This is a genomic window from Stenotrophomonas sp. YJH_SMC_16 (assembly GCF_059367875.1).
Map to the genome: position 1 here is coordinate 13,691 of NZ_JCAFRH010000012.1, position 21,763 is coordinate 35,453.

The window sequence follows — 21,763 nt, forward strand, 5'->3', positions numbered from 1 at the left end:
GGGCGACAGGAGGCGGGGTACGACTTGGCGTCATGGGGAGGCGGCCATCGGGGCCGCCCCGTGGGCAGCCCCAAAAGAAACGATCAGTACCGATCGAGGGGGCTGCGCCGGCTCACCGGAAACTGGCTGGTGAGCGGAAAGATGGCGCAAGGTAGGGGGGAATAGCCGAACGCATCGTGAACCGTCCGGCTTGACATTCAGGTTCGGCAGAGGTGACGGAAATCACATTCCGCCCCCCATTCAGGCCCTCATCAGAGCGCAGCGGCGACCCGGCTGCCCTGGTCGATCGCCCGCTTCGCATCCAGTTCGGCGGCCACATCGGCGCCGCCGATCAGCTGCGCGTTGATGCCGGCGGCCTGCAGTTCGGCCTGCAATGCGCGGTTCGGTTCCTGCCCGGCGCAGATCACCACATGGTCGACCGGCAGCAGCTGTTCGCTGCCTTCCACACGGATGCGCAGGCCCTCGTCGTCCACGCCCAGGTACTCGACGCCGCCGAGCATGCGCACGCCCTTGGCCTTCAGCGTGGCGCGATGGATCCAGCCGGTGGTCTTGCCCAGTCGCGCACCGGGCTTGCCCGGGCTGCGCTGCAGCAGCCACAGCCGCCGCGGTGATGCCTCGACCTCGGGCCGGCCCAGTGAGCCGCGGGCCTCGAAGCTGGCATCCACGCCCCATTCGGCCATCCAGCGCTGCGGGTCCAGCGAGGGCGACTCACCGGCGTGGCTGAGGAACTCGCCGACATCGAAGCCGATGCCGCCGGCGCCGATGATCGCCGCATTGGCGCCCACCGTGACCCGGCCCAGCAGCACGTCCAGGTAGCTGACCACCTTGGCGTGGTCGGCGCCGGGGAAGTCGACCTTGCGCGGGGTGATGCCGGTGGCCAGCACCACCTCGTCGAAGCCGGCCAGGTTGGCAGCATCGGCACGGGTGCCGAGGCGCAGCTGCACGCCGGTCTCCTGCAGCGTGTGGCGGAAGTAGCGCAGAGTCTCGTGGAACTCTTCCTTGCCGGGGATGCGCTTGGCCACGTTGAACTGCCCGCCGATTTCCTCGTTCGCATCGAACAGGGTGACCTGGTGGCCGCGCTGGGCAGCGACGGTGGCACAGGCCAGGCCGGCGGGGCCGGCACCGACCACGGCAACCTTCTTCGGTGTGGTGGTGGGGCGGTAGACCAGCTCGGTCTCGTGCGCGGCGCGCGGGTTGACCAGGCAGCTGGCCAGCTTGTTCTCGAACACGTGGTCCAGGCAGGCCTGGTTGCAGGCGATGCAGGTGTTGATCGCCTCGGCGCGGCCGGCACGGGCCTTGTTTGGCCACTGCGGGTCGGCCAGCAGCGGCCGCGCCAGCGACACCATGTCGGCGCCGCCATCGGCGAGGATGCGCTCGGCGACGTCGGGCATGTTGATGCGGTTGGTCGCCACCAGCGGCACTTTCACATGTGGCTTGAGCTTGGCGGTGACCCCGGCGAAGGCAGCGCGCGGCACCGAGGTGGCGATGGTCGGAATGCGCGCTTCGTGCCAGCCGATGCCGGAATTGATGATCGTTGCGCCGGCCGCCTCGATGGCCTGCGCCTGCTGCACGATCTCGTCCCAGTTGCTGCCGTCGTCCACCAGATCCACCAGCGACAGGCGGTAGATGATGATGAAGTCCGGGCCGCAGGCCTCGCGGATACGGCGCACGATCTCGACCGCGAAGCGCATGCGCTGGCGCGCGTCGCCACCCCAGGCATCGGTGCGCGTGTTGGTGCGCGGGGCGATGAACTCGTTGATGAGGTAGCCCTCCGAGCCCATCACTTCCACGCCGTCGTAGCCGGCCTCGCGGGCCAGCTTCGCGCTGCGTGCGTAGTCGGCGATATGGCGCTCGACGCCGCTGGCCGAGAGCGCGCGCGGGGTGAACGGGTTGATCGGTGCCTTCAGCTTCGACGGCGCCACCGACAAAGGGTGGTAGGCATAGCGGCCGGCATGCAGCAGCTGCAGGCAGATCTTCGCGCCGTGCTGGTGCGCGGCGGCGGTGAGCTGGCGGTGCGGGCGTACTTCCCACGGCCAGGACAGCTTGCCGCCGAACGGCTTCAACCAGCCCACTACATTCGGCGCGAAGCCACCGGTGACGATCAGGCCGACGCCGCCCTCGGCGCGTTCGGCGAAATAGGCCGCCAGCCGCGGGAAGTCGCGGGCGCGATCCTCCAGGCCGGTGTGCATCGAGCCCATCAATACGCGGTTGCGCAGCTGGGTGAAGCCCAGGTCCAGCGGGGCGAACAGGTGGGGATAGGCGCTTTCGTTGGCTGGCGACATGGTCGATACGCTTGCGTACGGAAGCGCGAAGCGTGCCGCGAAACGGCGGCCGGAGCAAGGGCTGGCGAATCGGTAGCGCCGGGCCATGCCCGGGGACGCGGCTACCCGTGGCCGCGCTGTGCGCTCGCCGGGCGCGGTCCGGGCATCGGCCGGCCAATCCCGAACCAGCCCAGCGTCATTCCGCACAGCGGCCCGATCAGCAGGGCGAAGGCCAGCGTGCCGAGGCCGACATTGCCGCCCAGCCACCAGCCCAGCAGCAGCACGCTGCCCTCGATCAGGCTGCGCACTTTCCAGATCGGCCAGCCGGTACGGGCGTGCAGGCCGGTCATCAGGCCGTCGCGCGGGCCAGGGCCCAGCTTGGCGCCGATATACAGGCCGGTGGCCAGCGCGACCAGCAGCATGCCGGCGCAGAACATCGCCAGCTGCCAGCCCAGGCCGACCGCCGGCGGCAGCAGCCACAGCCCGAACTGCGCGGACGGGCCGATCAGCATCACGTTGAGCACGGTGCCAACGCCCGGCTTCTGCCGCAGCGGCCACCACAGCAGCAGCACCAGCGCACCGATCACATTGGTGGCCAGCCCGAACGAGAGCGGCGTCTGCGCGGCGATGCCCTGCGACAGCACGTCCCAGGGCGCCACGCCGATGGCGGCACGGATCATCAGCGATGCGCCGAAGCCGTACAGGAACAGGCCGGCGATCAGTTGCAGCATGCGCAGGGGCAGGGCGGTGGGCATGGCGGTCTCGGGGGAGGGGGATCTGTTCCCACCGTAATCCCGATCCAGTCACTTCAATAGATACAGATGCCGACCAATCCGCCGCTACAGGCGGAATCTGTAGCGCCGAGCCCATGCTCGGCTGCTTTGCCTGGCACCACCAGCCGAGCATGGGCTCGGCGCTACATGACGCGTCAGTCGCCCCAGCCTGCCAGCGCCAGCTTGCCCACCGTGCGTCCGCCGGCCAGGCGCTGATGCGCGATGTCCAGATTTGTCGCATTGATCGGGCCCAGCGTCTCGCTGAGGGTGCCGCGCAGCTGGCCGGCATCGATCATGCTGGCCGTGCGGCTGAGGATGCGGTGCTGCTCGATGCAGTCGGCAGTGGCAAAGCGCGAGCGCGCGAACATGAATTCCCAGTGGATGCCGATGCACTTGGCCTTGTAGGGATCGCCGATGCGCAGCGGCCCACGCGGCTCGACGATCAGGCCGACGTGTCCCTGCGGCGCCAGCAACAGGCCCAGTTCGTCCCAGTAGTGATCGGTGTCGGCCAGGTTGAGTGCGACCTGCACCGCGTCGATGCCCAGCGCCTGCAGCTGGGCCTGAAGCGGTTGCCGGTGGTCGATCACGTGCCGGGCACCCATCTGCCGGCACCAGTCGGCCGAGGCCTCGCGCGACGCCGTGGCGATCACCTCGAAACCCGCATGGCGGGCCAGCTGGATCGCCATCGAGCCGACCCCGCCCGCACCGCCGATCACCAGCAGGTGCTGGCCGGCGTGGCGGCGATCGTCCAGGCGCAGGGGCATGCGCTCGAACAGCAGCTCCCAAGCGGTGAGCGTGGTCAGCGGCAGCGCTGCGGCCTCAGCGAAATCCAGCGTGGTGGGTTTGCGCGCGACCAGGCGTTCGTCCACCCACTGGTACTGCGCATTGCAGCCGGGGCGGGTGACATCACCGGCGTAATAGACCTCGTCACCAGAGGCGAACAGGCTGGCCTCGTCGCCGATCGCCTCGACCACGCCGGCGGCGTCCCAACCCAGCACGCGGGGCGCCTGGAGCGTGGCCGGATCCGTGCTGGCACGCTGCTTGCCATCGACGGGGTTGACCGAAACCGCCTCGACCCGGACCAGCAGGTCACGCCCACGGGGAGGCAGCGGCGGGGGCAGGTGGATATCGCACAGTGCAGGGGCGGATTCACGACTCAGGGCGACGGCTTTCATCACGGCTCCGGCTGGGTTCGTGGCTCCATCATAAGGTTCCTCACCTTTCCGGAAACACGCTGAACCGTGTGGTGCAGCGCGTTGCGCAATATGTCGTTTTCCCCGCTTAAACCCCGTCAAACCCTTGCAGCGTGTGGGTCTTGCGGATTTTCATCATCCTGTATAGGGTTTCAACGTCGGACCGGTGGACGGTCGGGCGCAACACTTCACATGTTACGGGACTGTTAACATGGCCTTCACCCGCCTGAGCATAATGTTCGCGGCGGTGGCGTGCTGAATCGGCTGTCGTACATCGACGCACTTGTGCTGGCCCATGCCTCTACCGGTTTCATACCCCCGAAATAGGAGCTGTACTCAATGAACAAGAAGATCCTTACTGCCGCGCTGCTGGGCGGCCTGGCTTTTGCCCAGGCAGCTTCGGCGCAGGAGTTCGATGACCGCTGGTACCTGACCGGTTCGGCCGGCTTCAACTTCCAGGACAGCGACCGTCTGACCAATGACGCTCCGTTCGTGACCCTGGGCCTGGGCAAGTTCATCAGCCCGAACTGGTCGCTGGACGGTGAGCTGAACTATCAGAACCCGAACTTCGATTCGAACAAGGACCTGAACTGGTCGCAGTACGGCGTCTCGCTGGACCTGCGTCGCCACTTCATCAAGGAAGGCCGCGGCTGGAACCCGTACATCGTCGGTGGCCTGGGCTACCAGAAGTCGGAAGAAGAGTACCCGGCGCTGAATGCCAATGGTCCGCGCCAGCGTAAGGACGGCAACGTTGCCGCCAAGCTGGGCGTCGGCCTGCAGACCACCTTCGAAAAGCGCGTTGCTGTCCGCGCCGAAGTGGCCTACCGCGCTGACTTCGACGACCAGAGCGTTGCCGCTCCGAAGGAAGACTGGTTCGGTGACGTGCTGGCTTCGGTCGGCGTCGTGATCCCGCTGGGCCCGGCTCCGGTCGCGGCTGCTCCGGCTCCGGCTCCGGTTGCCCCGAGCTGCGCCGACCTGGACGACGACGGTGACGGCGTCAACAACTGCGACGACAAGTGCCCGAACTCGCAGCCGGGTCAGACCATCGGTCCGGACGGTTGCCCGGTGCCGGTCTCGATCGACCTGAAGGGCGTCAACTTCGACTTCGACAAGTCGAACCTGCGTCCGGACGCCGTGGCGATCCTGAGCGAAGCCACCGAGATCCTGAAGCGTTACCCGGATCTGCGCGTTGAAGTTGCCGGTCACACCGACTCGAAGGGTACCGACGCTTACAACCAGAAGCTGTCGGAGCGTCGTGCTACCGCCGTGTACAACTACCTGACCAAGAACGGCGTTGACGCCGGTCGCCTGGTCGGCCCGATCGGCTACGGTGAGAGCCGTCCGATTGCTCCGAACACCAACCCGGATGGTTCGGACAACCCGGAAGGTCGCGCCAAGAACCGTCGTACCGAGCTGAACGTCCAGAACTAAGTTCTGACGCTCTGCCCGTAAGACACAGCAGGACCCGGCTTCGGCCGGGTCTTGTTGTTTCTGCGGCCCGGAATCCGGGTATCTACTGCTACGCAGGCAACCGTTCGTCGGGTTTTTGTTCGTAAAACCAATGAGTTGCCGTATTCATTGAAAGTGGCGCTTGAAAGCTGTCGCGGCATTGCTAAACTCGCCGCGTCACTTCCTTTCCTGGATGCCCTTCATGCTGCGCTCTGCATCGGCCGCCTTCCTGGCGCTGGCCCTGGTTCCCGCCGCCCACGCTGCGGTCGATTGCTCGGTCAACACCAGCGCCTCGCCGCTGCCGTTGCCGGCCACGACCATCGCGCCGGTGGCCGACGAGCTCTACATCCGTGGCAACCAGCTGGGCATGCCGGCCGGTGTGCTGAGCAGCAACTACGATCCGTCGCAGTCGCTGGACCAGGTGCTGCAGCGCCTGCGCATCGATGGTTGCCAGAACATCGCCAAGGCCATTCCGAGCGCCCCGGCGGTGAAGCCGAACGATCCGGCGGCCTACAAGCCGCAGACCGAATTCGACAACACGCCCTGGCGCTTCGACATGAGCCAGAACGGCAAGCGCATGACCGCTGAAGAGTTCGATGCCTGGATGAAGGCGCGTGGCGTGCGTGTGGTCAAGGCACGTCCGGCTCCGGCCGCCACCCCGGCTTCGGCCGAAGCACCGGCTGAGACCAAGCCGGTCGACAAGAAGTAAGCGCCGCGGGGAGCAGAGGCTTGCGCACGCGCCGCCCACCTGCCGCCCCCGCCGCCCGCTCCCACGCATCGCGTGGGCGTGCGATTCCCGCTGCCACAGCCGCCGGTGTCCGTCATGGCCTGGCGCGCGTGCTGTCCAAGGCCGGCGTCTGCTCGCGCAGCGAGGCCGCGCGCTGGATCGCCGAGGGCCGCGTACGCGTCTCCGGCCGCATCGTGCGGGATCCCGAGTTCCCGATTGGCCAGCCGGCGCCGCCGATCGAGGTCGATGGCCAGCCGATGGGTGCGCCGCAGCGCCTGTACCTGATGCTCAACAAGCCGCGCGGGGTGGTGACCACCGCGCAGGACGAGCGTGGCCGCGACACCGTCTACCGCTGTTTCGATGGCGCCGGGCTGCCGTGGATCGCGCCGGTCGGACGCCTGGACAAGGCCAGTGAAGGCTTGTTGCTGTTCAGCAACGATCCGCAGTGGGCGGCGCGCCTGACCGACCCGCAGACCGGGCCGGACAAGACCTACCACGTGCAGGTCGATCGCCTGCCCGATGACGCCACGCTGGCGGCCCTGCAGGCCGGCGTGGAGGACGAGGGTGAGTTCCTCGTTGCCCAGGCCGTGCGCGTGCTGCGCAGCGGCGACAAGACCGCGTGGCTGGAGGTGATCCTCGACGAGGGCCGCAACCGCCACATCCGCCGCCTGTTGGCGGCCTTCGACCTGCAGGTACTGCGCCTGGTCCGGGTTGCGATCGGCGAGCTGCAGCTCGGCGATCTCGGCAAGGGGCAATGGCGGGTGCTGGAGGTCAGTGACCAGCAGCGGCTGGGGGCCGCTGCACCGGGCTGATCATCGCCCGCGGCCGGCGGTTGCCGGCCACCGTTCCAGGCGTAGGGGGCGCCTGGTTGCTGAATTTCCCGAACGGAGCCTGCCCATGTACCACCCGACCCTCAACCAAACCCTGCGCTGCGCAGGCCTGCTGCTGCCGATGGTGCTGCTGACCGCCTGTGGTGGCCACAAGAAGATGGCCAAGGCGGAAACGCCGGCTGAAACCCCGGTGGTGGAAGTGAAGACCCCGGAGCTGGATGGCCGCGGCAGCTACCGCTTCCTGATGAGCAACGGCGACAAGAAGATGACCGCCGATGAGTTCGATGCCTGGATGAAGGCCAACGGCATCCGCGTTGCCAAGGGCAACGGCCAGGACGCTGCCGCCAAGCCGGTGGTGGTGGCCAGCAAGGACGAGCCGAAGGGCAAGAAGAAAAAGAAGTGATGCCGGCAGGTGCCGACCTCGGTCGGCACGCCATCCATCCCGGTAGGTGCCAACGTTGGTTGGCACGCCATCAAGCTCTGGTAGGTGCCAACCTTGGTCGGCACGCTTTGACCGGTGGGGTCAGCCCTTGATCACGCCCAGCTCGACACCGATGCGGGTGAACGCATCGATCGCGCGGTCCAGATGCTCGCGGCTGTGCGCGGCGCTGATCTGGGTGCGGATGCGCGCCTGGCCCTTGGGCACCACCGGGAAGAAGAAGCCGATCGCATAGATGCCTTCTTCGAGCAGGCGCTCGGCGAACTTCTGCGCCAGCGGTGCGTCGTACAGCATCACCGGGCTGATCGGGTGCACGCCGGGCTTCACGTCGAAACCGGCGGCGACCATCTTTTCGCGGAAGTAGCGGGTGTTCTCCACAAGGGTGTCGCGCAGGTCGTCAGCGGCGGCCAGCATCTCGAACGCCTTGATGCCGGCGGCAACCACATGCGGCGGCAGCGAGTTGGAGAACAGGTACGGCCGCGAACGCTGACGCAGCAGCTCGATCACCTCGGCGCTGGCGCAGGTGAAGCCGCCCAGTGCGCCGCCCATGGCCTTGCCCAGGGTGCCGGTGATGATGTCGATCTTCTCCAGCACGCCCTTGACCTCGGCCGAGCCGCGGCCGGTGGCACCGAGGAAGCCGGTGGCGTGGCACTCATCGATGTGCACCAGCGCGTTGTACTTCTTCGCCAGCGCGGTGATCTCGTCCAGCGGCGCAATGAAGCCGTCCATCGAGAACACGCCATCGGTGGTGATCAGCTTGGTCTTGCAGCCGGCGGCATCGGCGGCCTGCAGTTGCGCTTCCAGGTCGGCCATGTCGCAGTTGGCGTAGCGGAAGCGCTTGGCCTTGCACAGGCGCACGCCGTCGATGATCGAAGCATGGTTCAGTGCATCGGAAATGATCGCGTCGTTCTCGCCCAGCAGCGGTTCGAACAGGCCGCCGTTGGCGTCGAAGCAGGCCGCGTACAGGATGGTGTCCTGCTTGCCGAAGAAGTCGGCGATCTGCTTCTCCAGCTGCTTGTGCAGGTCCTGGGTACCGCAGATGAAGCGCACCGAGGCCATTCCGAAGCCGTGGGTATCCAGCGCATCCTTAGCGGCCTGGATCAGGTCCGGATGGTCGGCCAGGCCGAGGTAGTTGTTGGCACAGAAGTTCAGCACCTTGCGGCCGTCCTCGAGGGTGATCTCGGCCGACTGCGGGCTGGTGATGATCCGTTCGGACTTGAACAGGCCCTGGGCGCGGATGGCGTCCAGTTCCTCGGCGTAGTGGCGGGTCAGGGCGGAGGAAGCGTCGGTCATGGCGTGGGCACGGCTCTGAACGGGGAAACCGCTGATTCTACCGGGCATCGCCGCGTGCCGACCGGCCCGGCTGGGGCATCGCCACGGCCGGCACATGTTGCATCGCAATAGCAAACTGGTTAAAAATTCGTGAACCGGAGCTGTCCCGCTCCGGCCGCTACGCCCGCTCCCCGCCTTCCACGCCACCGCCCCCACCGGAGACGCTCATGAAGCACGCCCGTGCCTGCCTCGCCATTGCCGCTGCCCTGACCCTGGCCGCCCCGTTCGCCGCCAGCGCCCAGGAACACGAATCGCCGTACAGCTGGAACGTCACCGCCGTTTCCGATTATCTGTTCCGTGGCGTGTCGCAGACCGACGAGAAGCCGACCCTGCAGGCAGGCTTCACCTACACCTCGCCGGTTGGCCTGTACGCCGGTGTCTGGGGTTCGGGCGTGGACTTCGGCCCCGGCGACCCGAACACCGAGATCGACTACCAGATCGGCTACGGCGTGGACGTCACCCCGCGCGTCAACTTCGACGTGCTGCTGAACCGCTACACCTACATCGGTGCCAGCAGCCAGAACTACAACGAGCTGGTCACCACCACCACGCTCGATGACACCTACAAGCTGATCGTGGCCTACACCAACGACCAGTGGAACAGCGGTACCGACGGCTGGTACTACGGCGTCGGCGGCGAGTGGGGCCTGCCGCAGGACTTCACGCTGAACGCCAACGTCGGCCGCAGCAGCTTCGAGAAGGGCCTGGCCAAGGATTACACCGACTGGAACGTCGGCGTCAGCCGCAAGTTCGGCCTGTTCAACGTCGGCCTCGGCTACTACGGCACCGACAGCAACGGCCGCGAGAACTCGGGCAAGCTGGCACACAGTCGCGTGCTGCTGACCGTGGCGATCGGCAAATAACCCGTGGTCCGGTAGGTGCCAGGCTTGCCTGGCACGCATTGCGAAAAAGGCGCCCATCGGGCGCCTTTTTCAATTCCGCGGTGTTCCTGATCTCATCTGGGGAAGAGCCCCCTTGTTGTTCAAGGGGGCGCGCCAAAGGCGCGGGGATAAGGAAACATGCGGGGGAATTGACCCTTCGGGTCAATTCCAGCTGAGCACGACCTTGCCGGCCTTGCCTTCTTCCATCAGGTCGAAGCCCTTCTGGAAATCGTCGATCGGCAGCTGGTGGGTCATCACCTTGCCGAGCGGGAAGCCGGACAGCACCAGCTGGGTCATCTTGTACCAGGTCTCGTACATCTTGCGGCCGTAGATGCCCTGCACGGTCAGGCCCTTGAAGATGATCTTGTCCCAGTCGCAGCCGGCGCCCTTGGGCATGATGCCGAGCATGGCGATCTTGCCGCCGTGGTACATGCAGTCGAGCATGTCGTTGAACGCACGCGGGTTGCCGCTCATTTCCAGGCCCACGTCGAAGCCCTCCATGTGCAGTTCCTTCATCACGTCCTTCAGCGACTGGTTGGCCACGTTGACCACGCGGGTGGCGCCCATGTCGGCGGCCAGCTTCAGGCGGAAATCATTGACGTCGGTCACCACCACATTGCGTGCACCGATGTGCTTGCAGATGCCGGCGGCGATGATGCCGATCGGGCCGGCACCGGTGATCAGCACGTCCTCACCGATCACGTTGAACTCCAGCGCACAGTGCGCGGCGTTGCCGTACGGGTCGAAGAACGCAGCCAGTTCCGACGGGATCTGGTCCGGGATCGGCCACAGGTTGCTGGCCGGCATCACCATGTACTCGGCGAAGGCGCCGTTGACGTTGACGCCGATGCCGACGGTGTTCGGGCACAGGTGCGGGCGGCCGCCACGGCAGTTGCGGCAGTGGCCGCAGACGATGTGGCCTTCGGCCGAGACGCGCTGGCCGATTTCATAGCCGGTCACGGCCGAGCCGAGTGCGGCGACGCGACCGACGAATTCGTGGCCGATGGTCAGGCCCGGCTTGATGGTGCGCTGGCTCCACTCGTCCCACAGGTAGATGTGCAGGTCGGTACCGCAGATCGCGGTCTTCTCCAGCTTGATCAGGACCTCGTTCGGGCCCGGGGTCGGAACCGGAACTTCTTCCAGCCAGATGCCCTTGGCCGCTTCGCGCTTGACCAGGGCCTTCATCGTTTGCTGCGCCATCGGGGTGGAACTCATCAGGGGGAAAGCGCGGATTATAGGGTGCCGCGCGGATTTCCCATGTTGCGCTGCGGGTGCAGTGGTGGAACGAAAGGCGTGCGCCGGCGGGCGTTTCGAACGTGGCCGCTGCACTCGCCGGGCATGGCCCGGCGCTACCGTCCGAGGCCAGGCAATTGTCGGGAGACGGGAGGCCAGGCCGATGCAGGACCGTGAGCGCCATGGATGGCGCGATCGAGCCCCCATGGATGGGTTTACGGCGTGTCCTGCATCGGCCTGGCCTCCCGCCTCCGTCCGATCGCAGTGGAGACGCTGAACGATGGAAGCATCCGATTGCATGACTTCCGGGGTTCGGGCCGGGGCAGGGCGGCGGGCTACAATCGAAGGTTCCACTACCAGGGGCCGCTCCATGCGCTCGAACCTGCTTGCATTCTCCATCGTCGCCAGCCTCGGGCTGGCCCAGGTCGCCCATGCCGCTGAAGGCATGTGGGTGCCGCAGCAGCTGCCGGAAATCGCCGGCCCGCTGCAGAAGGCCGGCCTGAAGCTGTCCCCGGAACAGCTGGCCAACCTGACCGGCGACCCGATGGGTGCGGTCGTCGCCCTCGGCGGCTGCACCGCCAGCTTTGTCTCGCCGCAGGGCCTGGTGGTCACCAACCACCACTGCGCTTATGGCGCCATCCAGCTGAATTCGACCGCGCAGAAGAACCTGATCAAGGACGGCTTCAACGCGCCGACCCTGAAGGACGAACTGAGCGCCGGCCCGAACGCCCGCGTGTTCGTGCTCGACCAGATCACCGACGTCACCACCCAGGCCAAGGCCGCCATCGCTGCCGCCGGCAACGACCCGCTGGCCCGCAGCCGCGCGCTGGACGCCTTCGACAAGGCCCAGGTCGCGGCCTGTGAAGCCGATGCCGGCTTCCGATGCCGCCTGTACAGCTTCTCCGGCGGCAACACCTACCGCCTGTTCCGCAACATGGAAATCAAGGACGTGCGCCTGGTCTACGCGCCCCCGGGCAGCGTCGGCAAGTTCGGCGGCGACGTCGACAACTGGATGTGGCCGCGCCACACCGGCGATTTCTCGTTCTACCGCGCCTACGTGGGCAAGGACGGCAAGCCGGCCGCCTTCGCCGCCGACAACGTGCCGTACCAGCCCAAGCACTTCCTGAAGTTCGCCGACCAGCCGCTGGGCGCCGACGACTTCGTGATGGTGGCTGGCTATCCGGGCCGCACCAACCGCTATGCGCTGGCCGGTGAGTTCAACGAAACCGCCAGCTTCACCTACCCGACCATCGCCAAGCACTACAACGCGGTGCTGAAGATGATCGCCGACGCCGGCAAGGCCGACGCCGACGTCAAGGTGAAGTACGCCGCCACCGCCGCCAGCATGAACAACGTGGCCAAGAACTACCTGGGCCAGCTGGAAGGCTTCAAGCGCATCGACGCCGCTGGCCAGAAGCAGGCCGAAGAAGCCGCCGTGCTGGCGTGGCTGAAGAAGCAGGGCGCTGCCGGCAAGCCGGCGCTGGCCGCACACGCGCAGCTGCTGCAGCACCTGGACACCAGCAAGTCGACACGCGAGCGCGACCTGTTCGTTGGCCAGTTCAACAACACCTCGGCCGTCGGCGCGGCGATCACTCTGTACCGCCTGTCGATCGAGCGCAGCAAGCCCGACGCCGAGCGCGAAGCCGGCTACCAGGAACGTGACCTGACCACCATCGAGGGCAGCCTGAAGCAGATGGATCGCCGCTACGTGGCGAAGATGGACCAGCAGCTGCAGGCCTACTGGCTGGACCAGTACGTGGCCCTGCCGGCCGCGCAGCGCGACAACGAAGTGCTGAACAAGTGGCTGGCCGGCAGCGATGCCGCTGCGGTGAAGTCGCTGGTGACCAAGCTGGGCGGCACCGAGCTGGGCAGCCTGGACAACCGCCTGAAGTGGTTCAAGGCCGACCGCGCTGCGTTTGAAGCCAGCAATGATCCGGCCATCCAGTACGCGGTGGCCGTCATGCCGGCGCTGCTGAAGCAGGAAGAGCAGAAGAAGATCCGCGAAGGCGAATCGCTGACTGCCCGTCCGCTGTACCTGCAGGCCGTGGCCGACTACAAGAAGAGCCAGGGCGAGTTCGTCTACCCGGACGCCAACCTGTCGCTGCGCATCACCTTCGGCAACGTCATGGGCTATGGCAAGGACGGCGTGAAGTACACCCCGTTCACCACCCTGGAAGGTGTTGCGGCGAAGGAAACCGGTGAAGATCCGTTCGACTCGCCGAAGGCCCTGTTGGATGCGGTCAAGGCCAAGCGCTATGGCGGCCTGGAAGACAAGCGGATTGGCTCGGTGCCGGTGAACTTCCTGTCCAACCTGGATATCACCGGCGGCAACTCCGGCTCGCCGGTGCTCGATGCCAACGGCAAGCTGGTCGGCCTGGCCTTCGACGGCAACTGGGAATCGGTCAGCTCCAACTGGGTGTTCGATCCGGTGATGACCCGCATGATCGCCGTCGACAGCCGCTACATGCAGTGGATCATGCAGGAAGTGGCGCCGGCGCCGCAGCTGCTGAAGGAACTGAACCTGGCGAAATAAACCGGTTGCGGTAGTGCCGGCCGCTGGCCGGCAACCTCGACCAGATAGCCGGAGTTCCAAAACCCCGCGACCCACGTCGCGGGGTTTTTTCATGCCCGGCCCGGTGCGCCGAACAGGTATCATCCCTGTTCCGCGCACTTCACAGGATGTGAACGAAACGCGGAAACCTCCTCCCCCCAGGACCCCTTGCACGCATGCGCATCCTGCTTGCCCGCCACGGCGAAACGCCGTGGAACGCCGAAGGCCGCTACCAGGGCCAGATCGATATTCCGCTTTCGCCGATCGGCGAAGCCCAGGCCCAGGCGCTTGGCGCCCGCTTGGCCTCGGTGGACATCACCCGTGCCGTTGCCTCGCCGCTGTCGCGCGCGCAGCGCACCGCGCAGCTGGCGCTTGGCGCCGCCCGCGCCGACATGCTGCTGACCGAGCCGGAGCTGCAGGAAATCGCCCACGGCGAATGGGAAGGCCTGCTGGCCAGCGAAATCAACGAAAAGGATCCGTCGCGCCTGCAGGCCTGGCGCGAGGAACCGGATACCGTGCTGATGCCCGGCGGCGAATCGCTGCGCTTGGTGCTGGAACGCAGCTGGCGTGGCCTGGCCCGTGCCACCGAAGGCCTCGGCGAGCACGACACCCTGCTGGTGGTCGCGCATGACGCGGTCAACCGCGTGATTCTGTGCAAGGTGCTGGGCCTGCCGATCTCCCGCCTGTGGACCTTCCGCCAGGCACCGACCACGCTCAACCTGCTCGAGGGCGCCGACCTGGACAGCCTGGAAGTGGTGCGCCTGAACGACTGCGCCCACCACACGCCGTTCTTCGGCGAAGCCAAGCACCGCGCACTCTGACCCGCCACACCGAACCACCTGTACCTGCTGGAAGCACTGCCGTGACGAACACCCCGACCACCCTGGCCGATTGGCTGGATTACATTGAACGCCAGCACCCGGCGACCATCGACATGGGCCTGGAGCGCGTGCGCACCGTGGCCACGGCGATGGGTCTTGGCGCGCCGGCCGGGCGCACCATCGTGGTCGGTGGCACCAACGGCAAGGGCTCCACCGTGGCCTTCATCGAGGCCATCGGCCGTGCTGCTGGTTGGAAGGTCGGTGCCTACACGTCACCGCATCTGCTGCGCTACAACGAGCGTGTGCGCATCGACGGGCAGGATGTGGACGATGCAGCGCTGGTCGCTGCGTTCAACGCCATCGAGGCCGCGCGGGGCGAGACCACGCTGACCTATTTCGAGTACGGCACGCTGGCCGCGCTGCAGTTGTTCACCGACGCCGGGCTGGATCTGGCGGTACTGGAAGTGGGTCTGGGTGGCGGCCTTGATGCGGTCAACATCGTCGATGCCGACGTGGCGGTGATCACCACCGTGGACATCGACCATGCCGAGTGGCTGGGCGAGGACCGCGAAGCGATCGGCACCGAGAAGGCCGGCATCATCCGTGGCTGGAAGCCGGTGATCCTGGGCGAGACCGATCCGCCGTCCAGCGTGCTCGCACGTGCCTATCTGGTGGGTGCCAACGCGATCCGCGGCGGCAGCGATTATTTCTACGAACCGATCGATGCACAGCGCTGGCGCTGGCGTGATGTCGGCCTGCGCATGGAGCTGCCGACCCCGGCGCTGGCCGGCCCGATCCAGCTGGCCAATGCCGGTGCCGCCATCGCCGCCCTGCGCGCGCTGGACAAGCCGGTGCCGCGTGCGGCGTGGGCCGCCGGGATCGCGGCGGCGCGTATTTCCGGCCGCATGCAGGCATTCGAGCGGGATGGCGTGCAGATCCGTGTGGACGTGGGCCACAACCCACAGGCAGCGGGCCAGCTGGCGCGTGCGCTGAAGGCCGAGGTCTCGGCCGGGCGCACCCTGGCGGTGTACGCCGCGCTGCAGGACAAGGACGCGGTGGGCGTGGTGCAGGCGCTGCAGGATGTGGTGGGCGAGTGGACTCTGGCCGGGCTGGATGGCCCGCGTGGGCAGAGCGCCACCCAGCTGCAGGAGCGCCTGGCTGGCACGGCTGCGGCCAAGGCGCCGCTGGCCGACAGCGTCGAACAGGCACTGGCGCAGGTGCTGGCCCAGGCCGAGCGCGGCGACCGCGTGCTGGTGTTCGGCTCCTTCCATACCGCCGCGGCTGCCCTGCAGATGCTGCAGGGCGATGCCTGATCCGCGTTCAGCCAACGCCGACGCCGTCCGGTCCGGCACCCGTATAATCGACGGCAACCTCCGGACAGTTGCCTGCCTCACGTGGATACGCCTCTGAAACAGCGTCTGATTGGTGCCATCGTGCTGGTTGCGCTGGCCGTGATTTTCCTGCCGATGCTGGTCAAGGGACCGGCACCGGACAGCGGTGTGGCCAATGTGCCGATCGCCGCGCCGGATGCACCGGCCGATGGCCAGTTCGAAACCCGTGAGCTGCCCCTGGTCGCCCCGGCCGGTGGCGCCACCGGCCTGCAGACCGGACAGGCCAAGCCGCTGCAGGATGCCGCCACGCCGGCCACGCCGCCGACCGTGGACACGTCGCCGACGGTTGCCGCCGGCAACTATGCGGTCACCTTCGGTGCCTACGGCAGCAAGGCCGATGCCGATGCCGTGATCGCCTACCTGAAGCGCTCGCAGCTGCCAGGCTTCACTGAAACCGCCACCATCGGCGGCCGTCAGGCATGGCGTGTGCGGGTCGGGCCGTATGCCGACCGCGCCCAGGCCGAGGCGGCCCGCCTGCAGGCGGTGAAGATCCGCGCGGATGTGAAGGCCGAAGTGATCACTCTGGACGCGGCGGCCGGCAGCAGTGCCCCGGTCGCGGCCACTCCGGCATCGGCTACGCCGAGCGCCAGCACTCCGTCCGCAGCCACTGCGCCGTCGGCCAGCAGCAACCCGGTCCGCAGCGAAAGCCTTCCGCCGAGTACGCCGACCGCAACGACCACCCCGGCCGCCAGGCCGGAACCGCCGAAGCCGGCGCCGAAGCCGGAGCCGAAGCCGGAGGCCACCGCCAGCAAGCCGGCGACGGCGCCGACCACGCCGGCGGCACCGGCTGCCAGCGGCGTCGGCTTTGCCGTGCAGCTGGGCGCGTTCGGTCAGGCCAACGATGCCAATGCCCTGCGCGACAAGGTCCGCGCCGCCGGTTTCAGCGCGTTCGTTGAACAGGTGCGCACGGACAAGGGTACCCTGCATCGCGTCCGCGTCGGGCCGGTGGCCAACCGCGCCGATGCCGAGCAGCTGAAGGCGCAGGTCGCCGCCAAGGTCGGCGTGGCCGGCATGGTGCGACCGCACCCATGACCCACGCGCAGCCCCGTTGCCAGCGCCGCCGAAGGAGCGGGGCGCCATGATCGACGTGGTGCTGCTGATCGTGATCGCCGCCTCCACCCTGCTGGGGATGCTGCGCGGCTTTGTGGGAATCGTCATCGGCACCCTGTCGTGGCTGCTGGCCGCGTGGGCGGCCTTCGCCTTCGGCAATGATGCCGCCCATTGGTGGGCCGCCCCGGCGGCCCCCGGTGGCGAACACTTCGTCGGTGGCTACCTGGGGGTCGGCATCGGCGTGATGATCGTGGTCGCGGTGATCGGCATGGTCATCAAGGCCCTGGTCCATCGCAGCATGCTGACCAGCCTGGACCGCCTGCTGGGCGGGGTGCTGGGCGCTGTGCGGGGCGGCCTGATCGCCGCGATCCTGCTGCTGCTGGGCAGTTTCACCCCGCTGACCGCCGAGCCCTCCTGGCAGCGTTCGGCGGTGCGCCCACTGCTGAACCCCACCGTTGCCTGGATGAACAGCAAGCTGCCGCACTGGGAGGTTCCCGGGGCCGATCTGCTGCCCAAGGGCTTGCCGACCGACGCCCTGTCCCCATCTGCATTGATGGAGTTGGGGAAGAACGCAGGCGCCGGGTTGGGAAAGCCGGGCGCGGCAGGCGATAATGGCATCCTCAACCAGGTAGTGGCAGGCAGCGGATGGCTGCGGCCTGCGAAAGCGGAACAGGGCGATTCCTACGATCCGGCCGAAGTGCGTCCGGACGCCCCAGCACTGCCGGACAGTATCGAGCCGGGCGATCCGGCCAATGTCGACCGCGCGCGCGGCGACCACCGCGGCCAGGTACGGCCACCTTCCTTGTAACTGGGCAAAGCCCAGCGGAGACCTCGCACCATGTGTGGCATCGTCGGAATCGTCGGCAACCAGAACGTCGCCGGGCAGTTGTATGACGGCTTGACCGTCCTCCAGCATCGCGGCCAGGACGCAGCAGGCATCGCCACCGTCAATGGCAGCCGCCTGCGGGTGCAGAAGGCCACCGGCCTGGTCCGCGATGTGTTCGATGCCCGCACCATGTCCACTCTGGAAGGCAGCGTCGGCATCGCCCATGTGCGCTACCCGACCGCCGGGTCGGAAGGCATGGACGAGGCACAGCCGTTCTACGTCAATTCGCCGTACGGCATCGCGCTGGCCCACAACGGCAACCTGATCAACACCGAGGCGCTGCGCCAGCAGGTGTTCGAACAGGACCGGCGCAACGTCAACACCGATTCGGACAGCGAAGTGCTGTTGAACGTGTTCGCCTACGAACTGGAGCAGCAGCGCCAGCTCAGCCCGGAAGCGGCCATCCGCGCCGTGGCTGGCGTGCACCGCCGCTGCAAGGGCGGCTATGCGGTGGTCAGCGTGGTGCTGGGCCTGGGCCTGGTCGCCTTCCGTGACCCGCACGGTATCCGCCCGCTGGTGCTGGGCAAGCGCAGCCACGCCGAGGGCGATGAGTACATCGTGGCGTCCGAATCTGCCGCGCTGGACGTGCTGGGCTTCCAGCGCGTGCGTGACGTGCAGCCGGGCGAAGCGCTGGTGATCACCGCGCGCGGCGAGCTGTTCTCGGAAATCTGCGCCGAGCCGGCCGAGCACACCCCGTGCATCTTCGAGTACGTGTACTTCGCACGCCCGGATTCGATGATCGACAACGTGTCGGTGCACAAGGCGCGCATGCGCATGGGCATCAAGCTGGGCGAGAAGATCCTGCGCCTGCGCCCGGACCACGACATCGACACCATCATCCCGATCCCGGATACCTCGCGCGACGCCGCGCTGGAGATCTCCAACGTGCTCGGGGTGAAGTACCGCGAAGGCTTCATCAAGAACCGCTACATCGGCCGCACCTTCATCATGCCGGGGCAGGGCGAGCGCGTGAAGTCGGTGCGCCGCAAGCTCAATCCGATCCACCTGGAATTCCGCAACCGCGTGGTGCTGCTGGTGGACGACTCGATCGTGCGCGGCACCACCAGCCAGCAGATCGTGCAGATGGCCCGTGATGCAGGCGCACGCAAGGTCTACCTGGCCAGCGCGGCGCCGCCGGTGCGCTACCCGAACATCTACGGCATCGACATGCCGGCTGCAGAAGAGCTGGTCGCGCACAACCGCAGCGTGGAAGAGATCGAAGCCCACCTGGGCTGCGACTGGCTGATCTACCAGGATCTGGAAGACATGGAAGCGGCAGTGAGCGAGGGCAACCCGGCGCTGCGCAACTTCGATTCGTCCTGCTTCAACGGCCACTACCCGACCGGTATCGAGCCGGGCTACTTCGAGCGCATCCAGCAGCTGCGTTCGGACGATGCCAAGCACAAGCGCCGCGCCTGAGGTCCAGGCGTGGTTGACGTGCCCGACGTTGGTGGCGACCTGCTGCGCGCCGCGCAGCAGTGCCTGGCCGAAGCCAACCCGCTGCGCAAGGTTGCGCTGACCCAGGCCTACGCCGCTGCGTTCCGTGCCGGTCGCCTGAGAGTGGCCGCCGATGCGCCGCCGCCGGAGCCGATCCGCATGCCGGGCCGGCCGGCGCAACTGGTGCTGGTGCACCCGCGCGAAGTGCCGCGGCGCGGACTGGGCGGTGTGGAAGGGCGGGCCGCCTTCATCCATGCCATCGCCCATATCGAACTCAATGCGATCGACCTGGCCTGGGATGCGGTGTACCGCTTCCGCGGCCTGCCGTCGGCATTCCATGCCGACTGGGTCAGCTGTGCCGACGACGAATCGCGGCACTTCATGCTGCTGCGCGAACGCCTGCAGGTGCATGGCCACGACTATGCCGATTTCCCAGCGCATAACGGCCTGTGGGAAATGTGCGAAAAGACCGCGCACGATGGCCTGGCACGCATGGCGCTGGTGCCGCGCGTGCTGGAAGCGCGCGGCCTGGACGTCACCCCGGGGATGATCGAGAAGCTGCGCAATGTCGGCGATGGCGAGACCGCCGACGTACTGGAAGTGATCCTGCGCGAGGAAGTGGCGCATGTTGCCGCCGGTTCGCGCTGGTACCGCTGGTACTGCGACCGCGCCGATGTCGAACCGCGCGCACGTTTCAAGGAACTGCTGGTGGAGTACGCCGGCGGCTACCTGCACGGGCCGTTCAACATCGAAGCGCGCCTGCTGGCTGGTTTTGATGCGGATGAGCTCGCCAACCTGGTCGAGCAGGCCGGTTGAGAAGAAGGGGACGGAGGGGATCAAGTCGTTAATGCCACAAACGACTTGATCCCCTCCGTCTCCTTTTTCTTATGCATTCGGCAACACCACGCGCTTGCCGTCCACGGTCGGCCGGTTGATGTAGAACAGGCCTGGGCCCGGCCGGTACGGTAGTTCGCTGACGCCGGCATCGGCGGCGTAGGTCAGTGCGGTGTCGCCCAGGGCGTCGAAATTCCAGTGTGCCGACTGCATCAGGTAACGCCGCCGCAGCAGCGCCTCCTGTGTCTGCGTCAGCGGCTGTCCGGCCACCAGGCGGCGTGCGATCGGCTGCAGGGCGGATGGCAGCTCCCAGCCGGGAACTCCGGCCGCATTGGCGGTCCATTGCACGCCGGCATCGATGGCCTGCTGCTGCATCACCTGCAGTGCGATCAGTTGATAACGCCAGTCGATGCGCCGACGCAGCACCACCGCGGCAGTCACATACAGCACCGGTGACAGCAGCACGCTGCGGCTGCCGGCGCGACGCTGCTGCTGCCACTGGTGCCAGACATCCACCCAGATCTCTTTTTCCCCAACGCCCAGCTGCTGCCGCCAGCGTTCGGCATCGGCCTGTGTTTCAGCGTAGGCCGTGGTGGCCTGCAGCAACGCCAATGGTGGGACCTGGTAGTCGGCAACCGCTGGGCGGCGCAACTGTTGCCGGCGCGGTCGGCTGAGCAGCTTGGGGCCTTCCTCCAGCTGGTTGTAGCCACCACCGATGTTGGCATGCACACCGGGCAGGACGATCTCGGCGAATGGCGGCGCCACGCTGGTCAGCGGATAGTGCTGGCGATGTTCATCGCGTGCAGTGAGCTGCACGACGCGACCGGCGATGCCGCTGTGCAGGGCCAGCTGCGGCTGCTCATCGGCGCGGCCGCCATTGACTGCGACCACGGTGTCGAACAGTCCGATGAAGCGCAGCACCGGTGTGGCGGGAGCGAAGTTCGCAGTGCAGGACAGGCCGGCGCCCTGCAGCAGCTGGCGCCAGCGCGCGCTGTCCCAGCCCTGCAGCTGGTTGGCGATGTCACGTGCCGCGGCAGCGCCGCGCGAATAGCCGAACAGATCCAGCTGCACGCCACGCAACGGTCGCTGCCAGCGCGCGGACAGCTCGGCCAGTGCCGCCGGCAGCAGCACCTGCAGCGCGCGCTGCACTTTTGCACGAACGCCACTGGCACCGATGCCGAAGGCCAGTCCGATCAGATCATCATCGGCATCATCGCGGGTGCCCACGCCCTCCACATAGATCGACAACGAAGGTGCGCCCGTCGCATCGCGGCGGCCGTCCGGATACAGCTGCTGCAGGCGCGCGATGTTGGTCAGGCCGTTGTCGTAGCTGCTGGTCAGCCGGCTCTGGTAGGTCGAATCATCATCCGCGCGCAGCTGTGCCGGGCGTGGCTGCGGAACCTGTGGGCGACCGCGTGCCAGGTTGTGTGCGTTGTTGCGGGTGCCATCGAAGAACAGGCCAATCCGCAGCATGCCGACATCTTCATCCGTGTCCTGCGATGGTGCCATGTGCATGTCCCGTCGTGACTGCGTCACGGTAGCGCGAAAGCGGTGTATTGACGAAGTGTAGTGACGCTTTTGACCTTACTTAACGCAGATGCGGTCGATCACAGTTCCTGATTTTCATTCCCATCTTCTATTGAATTCACACGACCCGCGCAGGCCATATGGCCAG

General features: G+C 67.1%; 18 protein-coding genes. 12 read left to right on the top strand and 6 right to left on the bottom strand.

From position 1 onward, the window contains the following. Window positions 1–251: 251 nt before the first annotated feature. The 3 genes from AC5P6E_RS19650 to AC5P6E_RS19660 form a co-directional block, all read right to left on the bottom strand. The gene (locus tag AC5P6E_RS19650; RefSeq protein ID WP_019337046.1) at window positions 252–2,282 is read right to left on the bottom strand and encodes an FAD-dependent oxidoreductase; all 2,031 of its coding nucleotides are present in this window, start codon (window positions 2,280–2,282) and stop codon (window positions 252–254) included. A gap of 101 nt (window positions 2,283–2,383) precedes the next feature. After that, the gene (gene yczE / locus AC5P6E_RS19655; RefSeq protein WP_019337047.1) at window positions 2,384–3,016 is read right to left on the bottom strand and encodes a membrane protein YczE; all 633 of its coding nucleotides are present in this window, start codon (window positions 3,014–3,016) and stop codon (window positions 2,384–2,386) included. A 173-nt stretch (window positions 3,017–3,189) separates the two neighbouring features. Next, the gene (locus AC5P6E_RS19660; RefSeq protein WP_043401399.1) at window positions 3,190–4,209 is read right to left on the bottom strand and encodes a zinc-binding alcohol dehydrogenase family protein; all 1,020 of its coding nucleotides are present in this window, start codon (window positions 4,207–4,209) and stop codon (window positions 3,190–3,192) included. Window positions 4,210–4,566: 357 nt separating this feature from the next. Between AC5P6E_RS19660 and AC5P6E_RS19665 the strand changes: the two genes are divergently transcribed. The 4 genes from AC5P6E_RS19665 to AC5P6E_RS19680 all read left to right on the top strand — a co-directional run bounded on the left by AC5P6E_RS19665 (window position 4,567) and on the right by AC5P6E_RS19680 (window position 7,636). Continuing rightward, window positions 4,567–5,658 (top strand): OmpA family protein, encoded by a 1,092-nt coding sequence (locus AC5P6E_RS19665; protein ID WP_010483958.1) that lies wholly within the window; start codon window positions 4,567–4,569, stop codon window positions 5,656–5,658. Between the two features lie 220 nt (window positions 5,659–5,878). After that, a complete protein-coding gene (locus AC5P6E_RS19670) occupies window positions 5,879–6,385 on the top strand; it encodes a hypothetical protein (protein WP_019337048.1) in 507 nt (168 codons plus the stop codon). A 20-nt stretch (window positions 6,386–6,405) separates the two neighbouring features. Further along, complete coding sequence (locus AC5P6E_RS19675) at window positions 6,406–7,215, top strand: pseudouridine synthase (RefSeq protein WP_019337049.1); 810 nt, start codon at window positions 6,406–6,408, stop codon at window positions 7,213–7,215. A gap of 85 nt (window positions 7,216–7,300) precedes the next feature. Next, on the top strand, window positions 7,301–7,636 hold the full coding sequence (locus AC5P6E_RS19680; protein WP_171953886.1) for a hypothetical protein: 336 nt from the start codon (window positions 7,301–7,303) through the stop codon (window positions 7,634–7,636). Between the two features lie 120 nt (window positions 7,637–7,756). Here AC5P6E_RS19680 and kbl read toward each other — a convergent pair whose 3' ends face one another. Next, on the bottom strand, window positions 7,757–8,965 hold the full coding sequence (gene kbl / locus AC5P6E_RS19685) for a glycine C-acetyltransferase (RefSeq protein WP_005408238.1): 1,209 nt from the start codon (window positions 8,963–8,965) through the stop codon (window positions 7,757–7,759). 206 nt (window positions 8,966–9,171) lie between these two features. Here kbl and AC5P6E_RS19690 point away from each other — a divergent pair, with 206 nt between their 5' ends. After that, window positions 9,172–9,867 (top strand): TorF family putative porin, encoded by a 696-nt coding sequence (locus AC5P6E_RS19690; RefSeq protein ID WP_019337050.1) that lies wholly within the window; start codon window positions 9,172–9,174, stop codon window positions 9,865–9,867. A 180-nt stretch (window positions 9,868–10,047) separates the two neighbouring features. On the opposite strand, the gene tdh is transcribed toward AC5P6E_RS19690, so the two are convergent. Beyond that, window positions 10,048–11,070, bottom strand: coding sequence for an L-threonine 3-dehydrogenase (gene tdh / locus AC5P6E_RS19695; RefSeq protein WP_010483949.1), 1,023 nt, complete (start codon window positions 11,068–11,070; stop codon window positions 10,048–10,050). Between the two features lie 418 nt (window positions 11,071–11,488). Here tdh and AC5P6E_RS19700 point away from each other — a divergent pair, with 418 nt between their 5' ends. The 7 genes from AC5P6E_RS19700 (at window position 11,489) to AC5P6E_RS19730 (ending at window position 20,070) form a co-directional block, all read left to right on the top strand. Beyond that, window positions 11,489–13,651 carry a S46 family peptidase gene (locus AC5P6E_RS19700; protein WP_019337051.1) on the top strand — a complete coding sequence of 721 codons (2,163 nt, stop codon included), beginning with the start codon at window positions 11,489–11,491 and terminating at the stop codon, window positions 13,649–13,651. Between the two features lie 194 nt (window positions 13,652–13,845). Next, a complete protein-coding gene (locus AC5P6E_RS19705) occupies window positions 13,846–14,490 on the top strand; it encodes a histidine phosphatase family protein (protein WP_010483945.1) in 645 nt (214 codons plus the stop codon). 41 nt (window positions 14,491–14,531) lie between these two features. Continuing rightward, a complete protein-coding gene (gene folC, locus AC5P6E_RS19710) occupies window positions 14,532–15,803 on the top strand; it encodes a bifunctional tetrahydrofolate synthase/dihydrofolate synthase (RefSeq protein ID WP_019337052.1) in 1,272 nt (423 codons plus the stop codon). An 81-nt stretch (window positions 15,804–15,884) separates the two neighbouring features. Continuing rightward, window positions 15,885–16,913 (top strand): SPOR domain-containing protein, encoded by a 1,029-nt coding sequence (locus AC5P6E_RS19715; RefSeq protein ID WP_010483942.1) that lies wholly within the window; start codon window positions 15,885–15,887, stop codon window positions 16,911–16,913. Between the two features lie 46 nt (window positions 16,914–16,959). Beyond that, window positions 16,960–17,739, top strand: coding sequence for a CvpA family protein (locus AC5P6E_RS19720; protein WP_019336370.1), 780 nt, complete (start codon window positions 16,960–16,962; stop codon window positions 17,737–17,739). Between the two features lie 30 nt (window positions 17,740–17,769). After that, window positions 17,770–19,236 (top strand): amidophosphoribosyltransferase, encoded by a 1,467-nt coding sequence (purF, locus tag AC5P6E_RS19725; protein ID WP_010483938.1) that lies wholly within the window; start codon window positions 17,770–17,772, stop codon window positions 19,234–19,236. 9 nt (window positions 19,237–19,245) lie between these two features. Continuing rightward, window positions 19,246–20,070, top strand: a complete 825-nt coding sequence (locus tag AC5P6E_RS19730; RefSeq protein WP_019336371.1) for a ferritin-like domain-containing protein — start codon at window positions 19,246–19,248, stop codon at window positions 20,068–20,070. Between the two features lie 69 nt (window positions 20,071–20,139). Here AC5P6E_RS19730 and AC5P6E_RS19735 read toward each other — a convergent pair whose 3' ends face one another. Continuing rightward, entirely contained in the window at window positions 20,140–21,597 is a 1,458-nt protein-coding gene (locus tag AC5P6E_RS19735) for a T6SS phospholipase effector Tle1-like catalytic domain-containing protein (protein WP_029550645.1), read from the bottom strand. Window positions 21,598–21,763: the final 166 nt, after the last annotated feature.

Excerpts from the sequence above, each read along its gene's own strand:
- purF (WP_010483938.1), top strand. The coding sequence starts at position 17,770 with ATGTGTGGCATCGTCGGAATCGTCGGCAACCAGAACGTCGCCGGGCAG.
- AC5P6E_RS19700 (WP_019337051.1), top strand. The coding sequence starts at position 11,489 with ATGCGCTCGAACCTGCTTGCATTCTCCATCGTCGCCAGCCTCGGGCTG.
- AC5P6E_RS19650 (WP_019337046.1), bottom strand. The coding sequence starts at position 2,282 with ATGTCGCCAGCCAACGAAAGCGCCTATCCCCACCTGTTCGCCCCGCTG.
- AC5P6E_RS19680 (WP_171953886.1), top strand. The coding sequence starts at position 7,301 with ATGTACCACCCGACCCTCAACCAAACCCTGCGCTGCGCAGGCCTGCTG.
- AC5P6E_RS19670 (WP_019337048.1), top strand. The coding sequence starts at position 5,879 with ATGCTGCGCTCTGCATCGGCCGCCTTCCTGGCGCTGGCCCTGGTTCCC.
- AC5P6E_RS19720 (WP_019336370.1), top strand. The coding sequence starts at position 16,960 with ATGATCGACGTGGTGCTGCTGATCGTGATCGCCGCCTCCACCCTGCTG.
- AC5P6E_RS19690 (WP_019337050.1), top strand. The coding sequence starts at position 9,172 with ATGAAGCACGCCCGTGCCTGCCTCGCCATTGCCGCTGCCCTGACCCTG.
- AC5P6E_RS19705 (WP_010483945.1), top strand. The coding sequence starts at position 13,846 with ATGCGCATCCTGCTTGCCCGCCACGGCGAAACGCCGTGGAACGCCGAA.
- tdh (WP_010483949.1), bottom strand. The coding sequence starts at position 11,070 with ATGAAGGCCCTGGTCAAGCGCGAAGCGGCCAAGGGCATCTGGCTGGAA.
- AC5P6E_RS19660 (WP_043401399.1), bottom strand. The coding sequence starts at position 4,209 with ATGAAAGCCGTCGCCCTGAGTCGTGAATCCGCCCCTGCACTGTGCGAT.
- AC5P6E_RS19665 (WP_010483958.1), top strand. The coding sequence starts at position 4,567 with ATGAACAAGAAGATCCTTACTGCCGCGCTGCTGGGCGGCCTGGCTTTT.
- kbl (WP_005408238.1), bottom strand. The coding sequence starts at position 8,965 with ATGACCGACGCTTCCTCCGCCCTGACCCGCCACTACGCCGAGGAACTG.
- yczE (WP_019337047.1), bottom strand. The coding sequence starts at position 3,016 with ATGCCCACCGCCCTGCCCCTGCGCATGCTGCAACTGATCGCCGGCCTG.
- AC5P6E_RS19735 (WP_029550645.1), bottom strand. The coding sequence starts at position 21,597 with ATGGCACCATCGCAGGACACGGATGAAGATGTCGGCATGCTGCGGATT.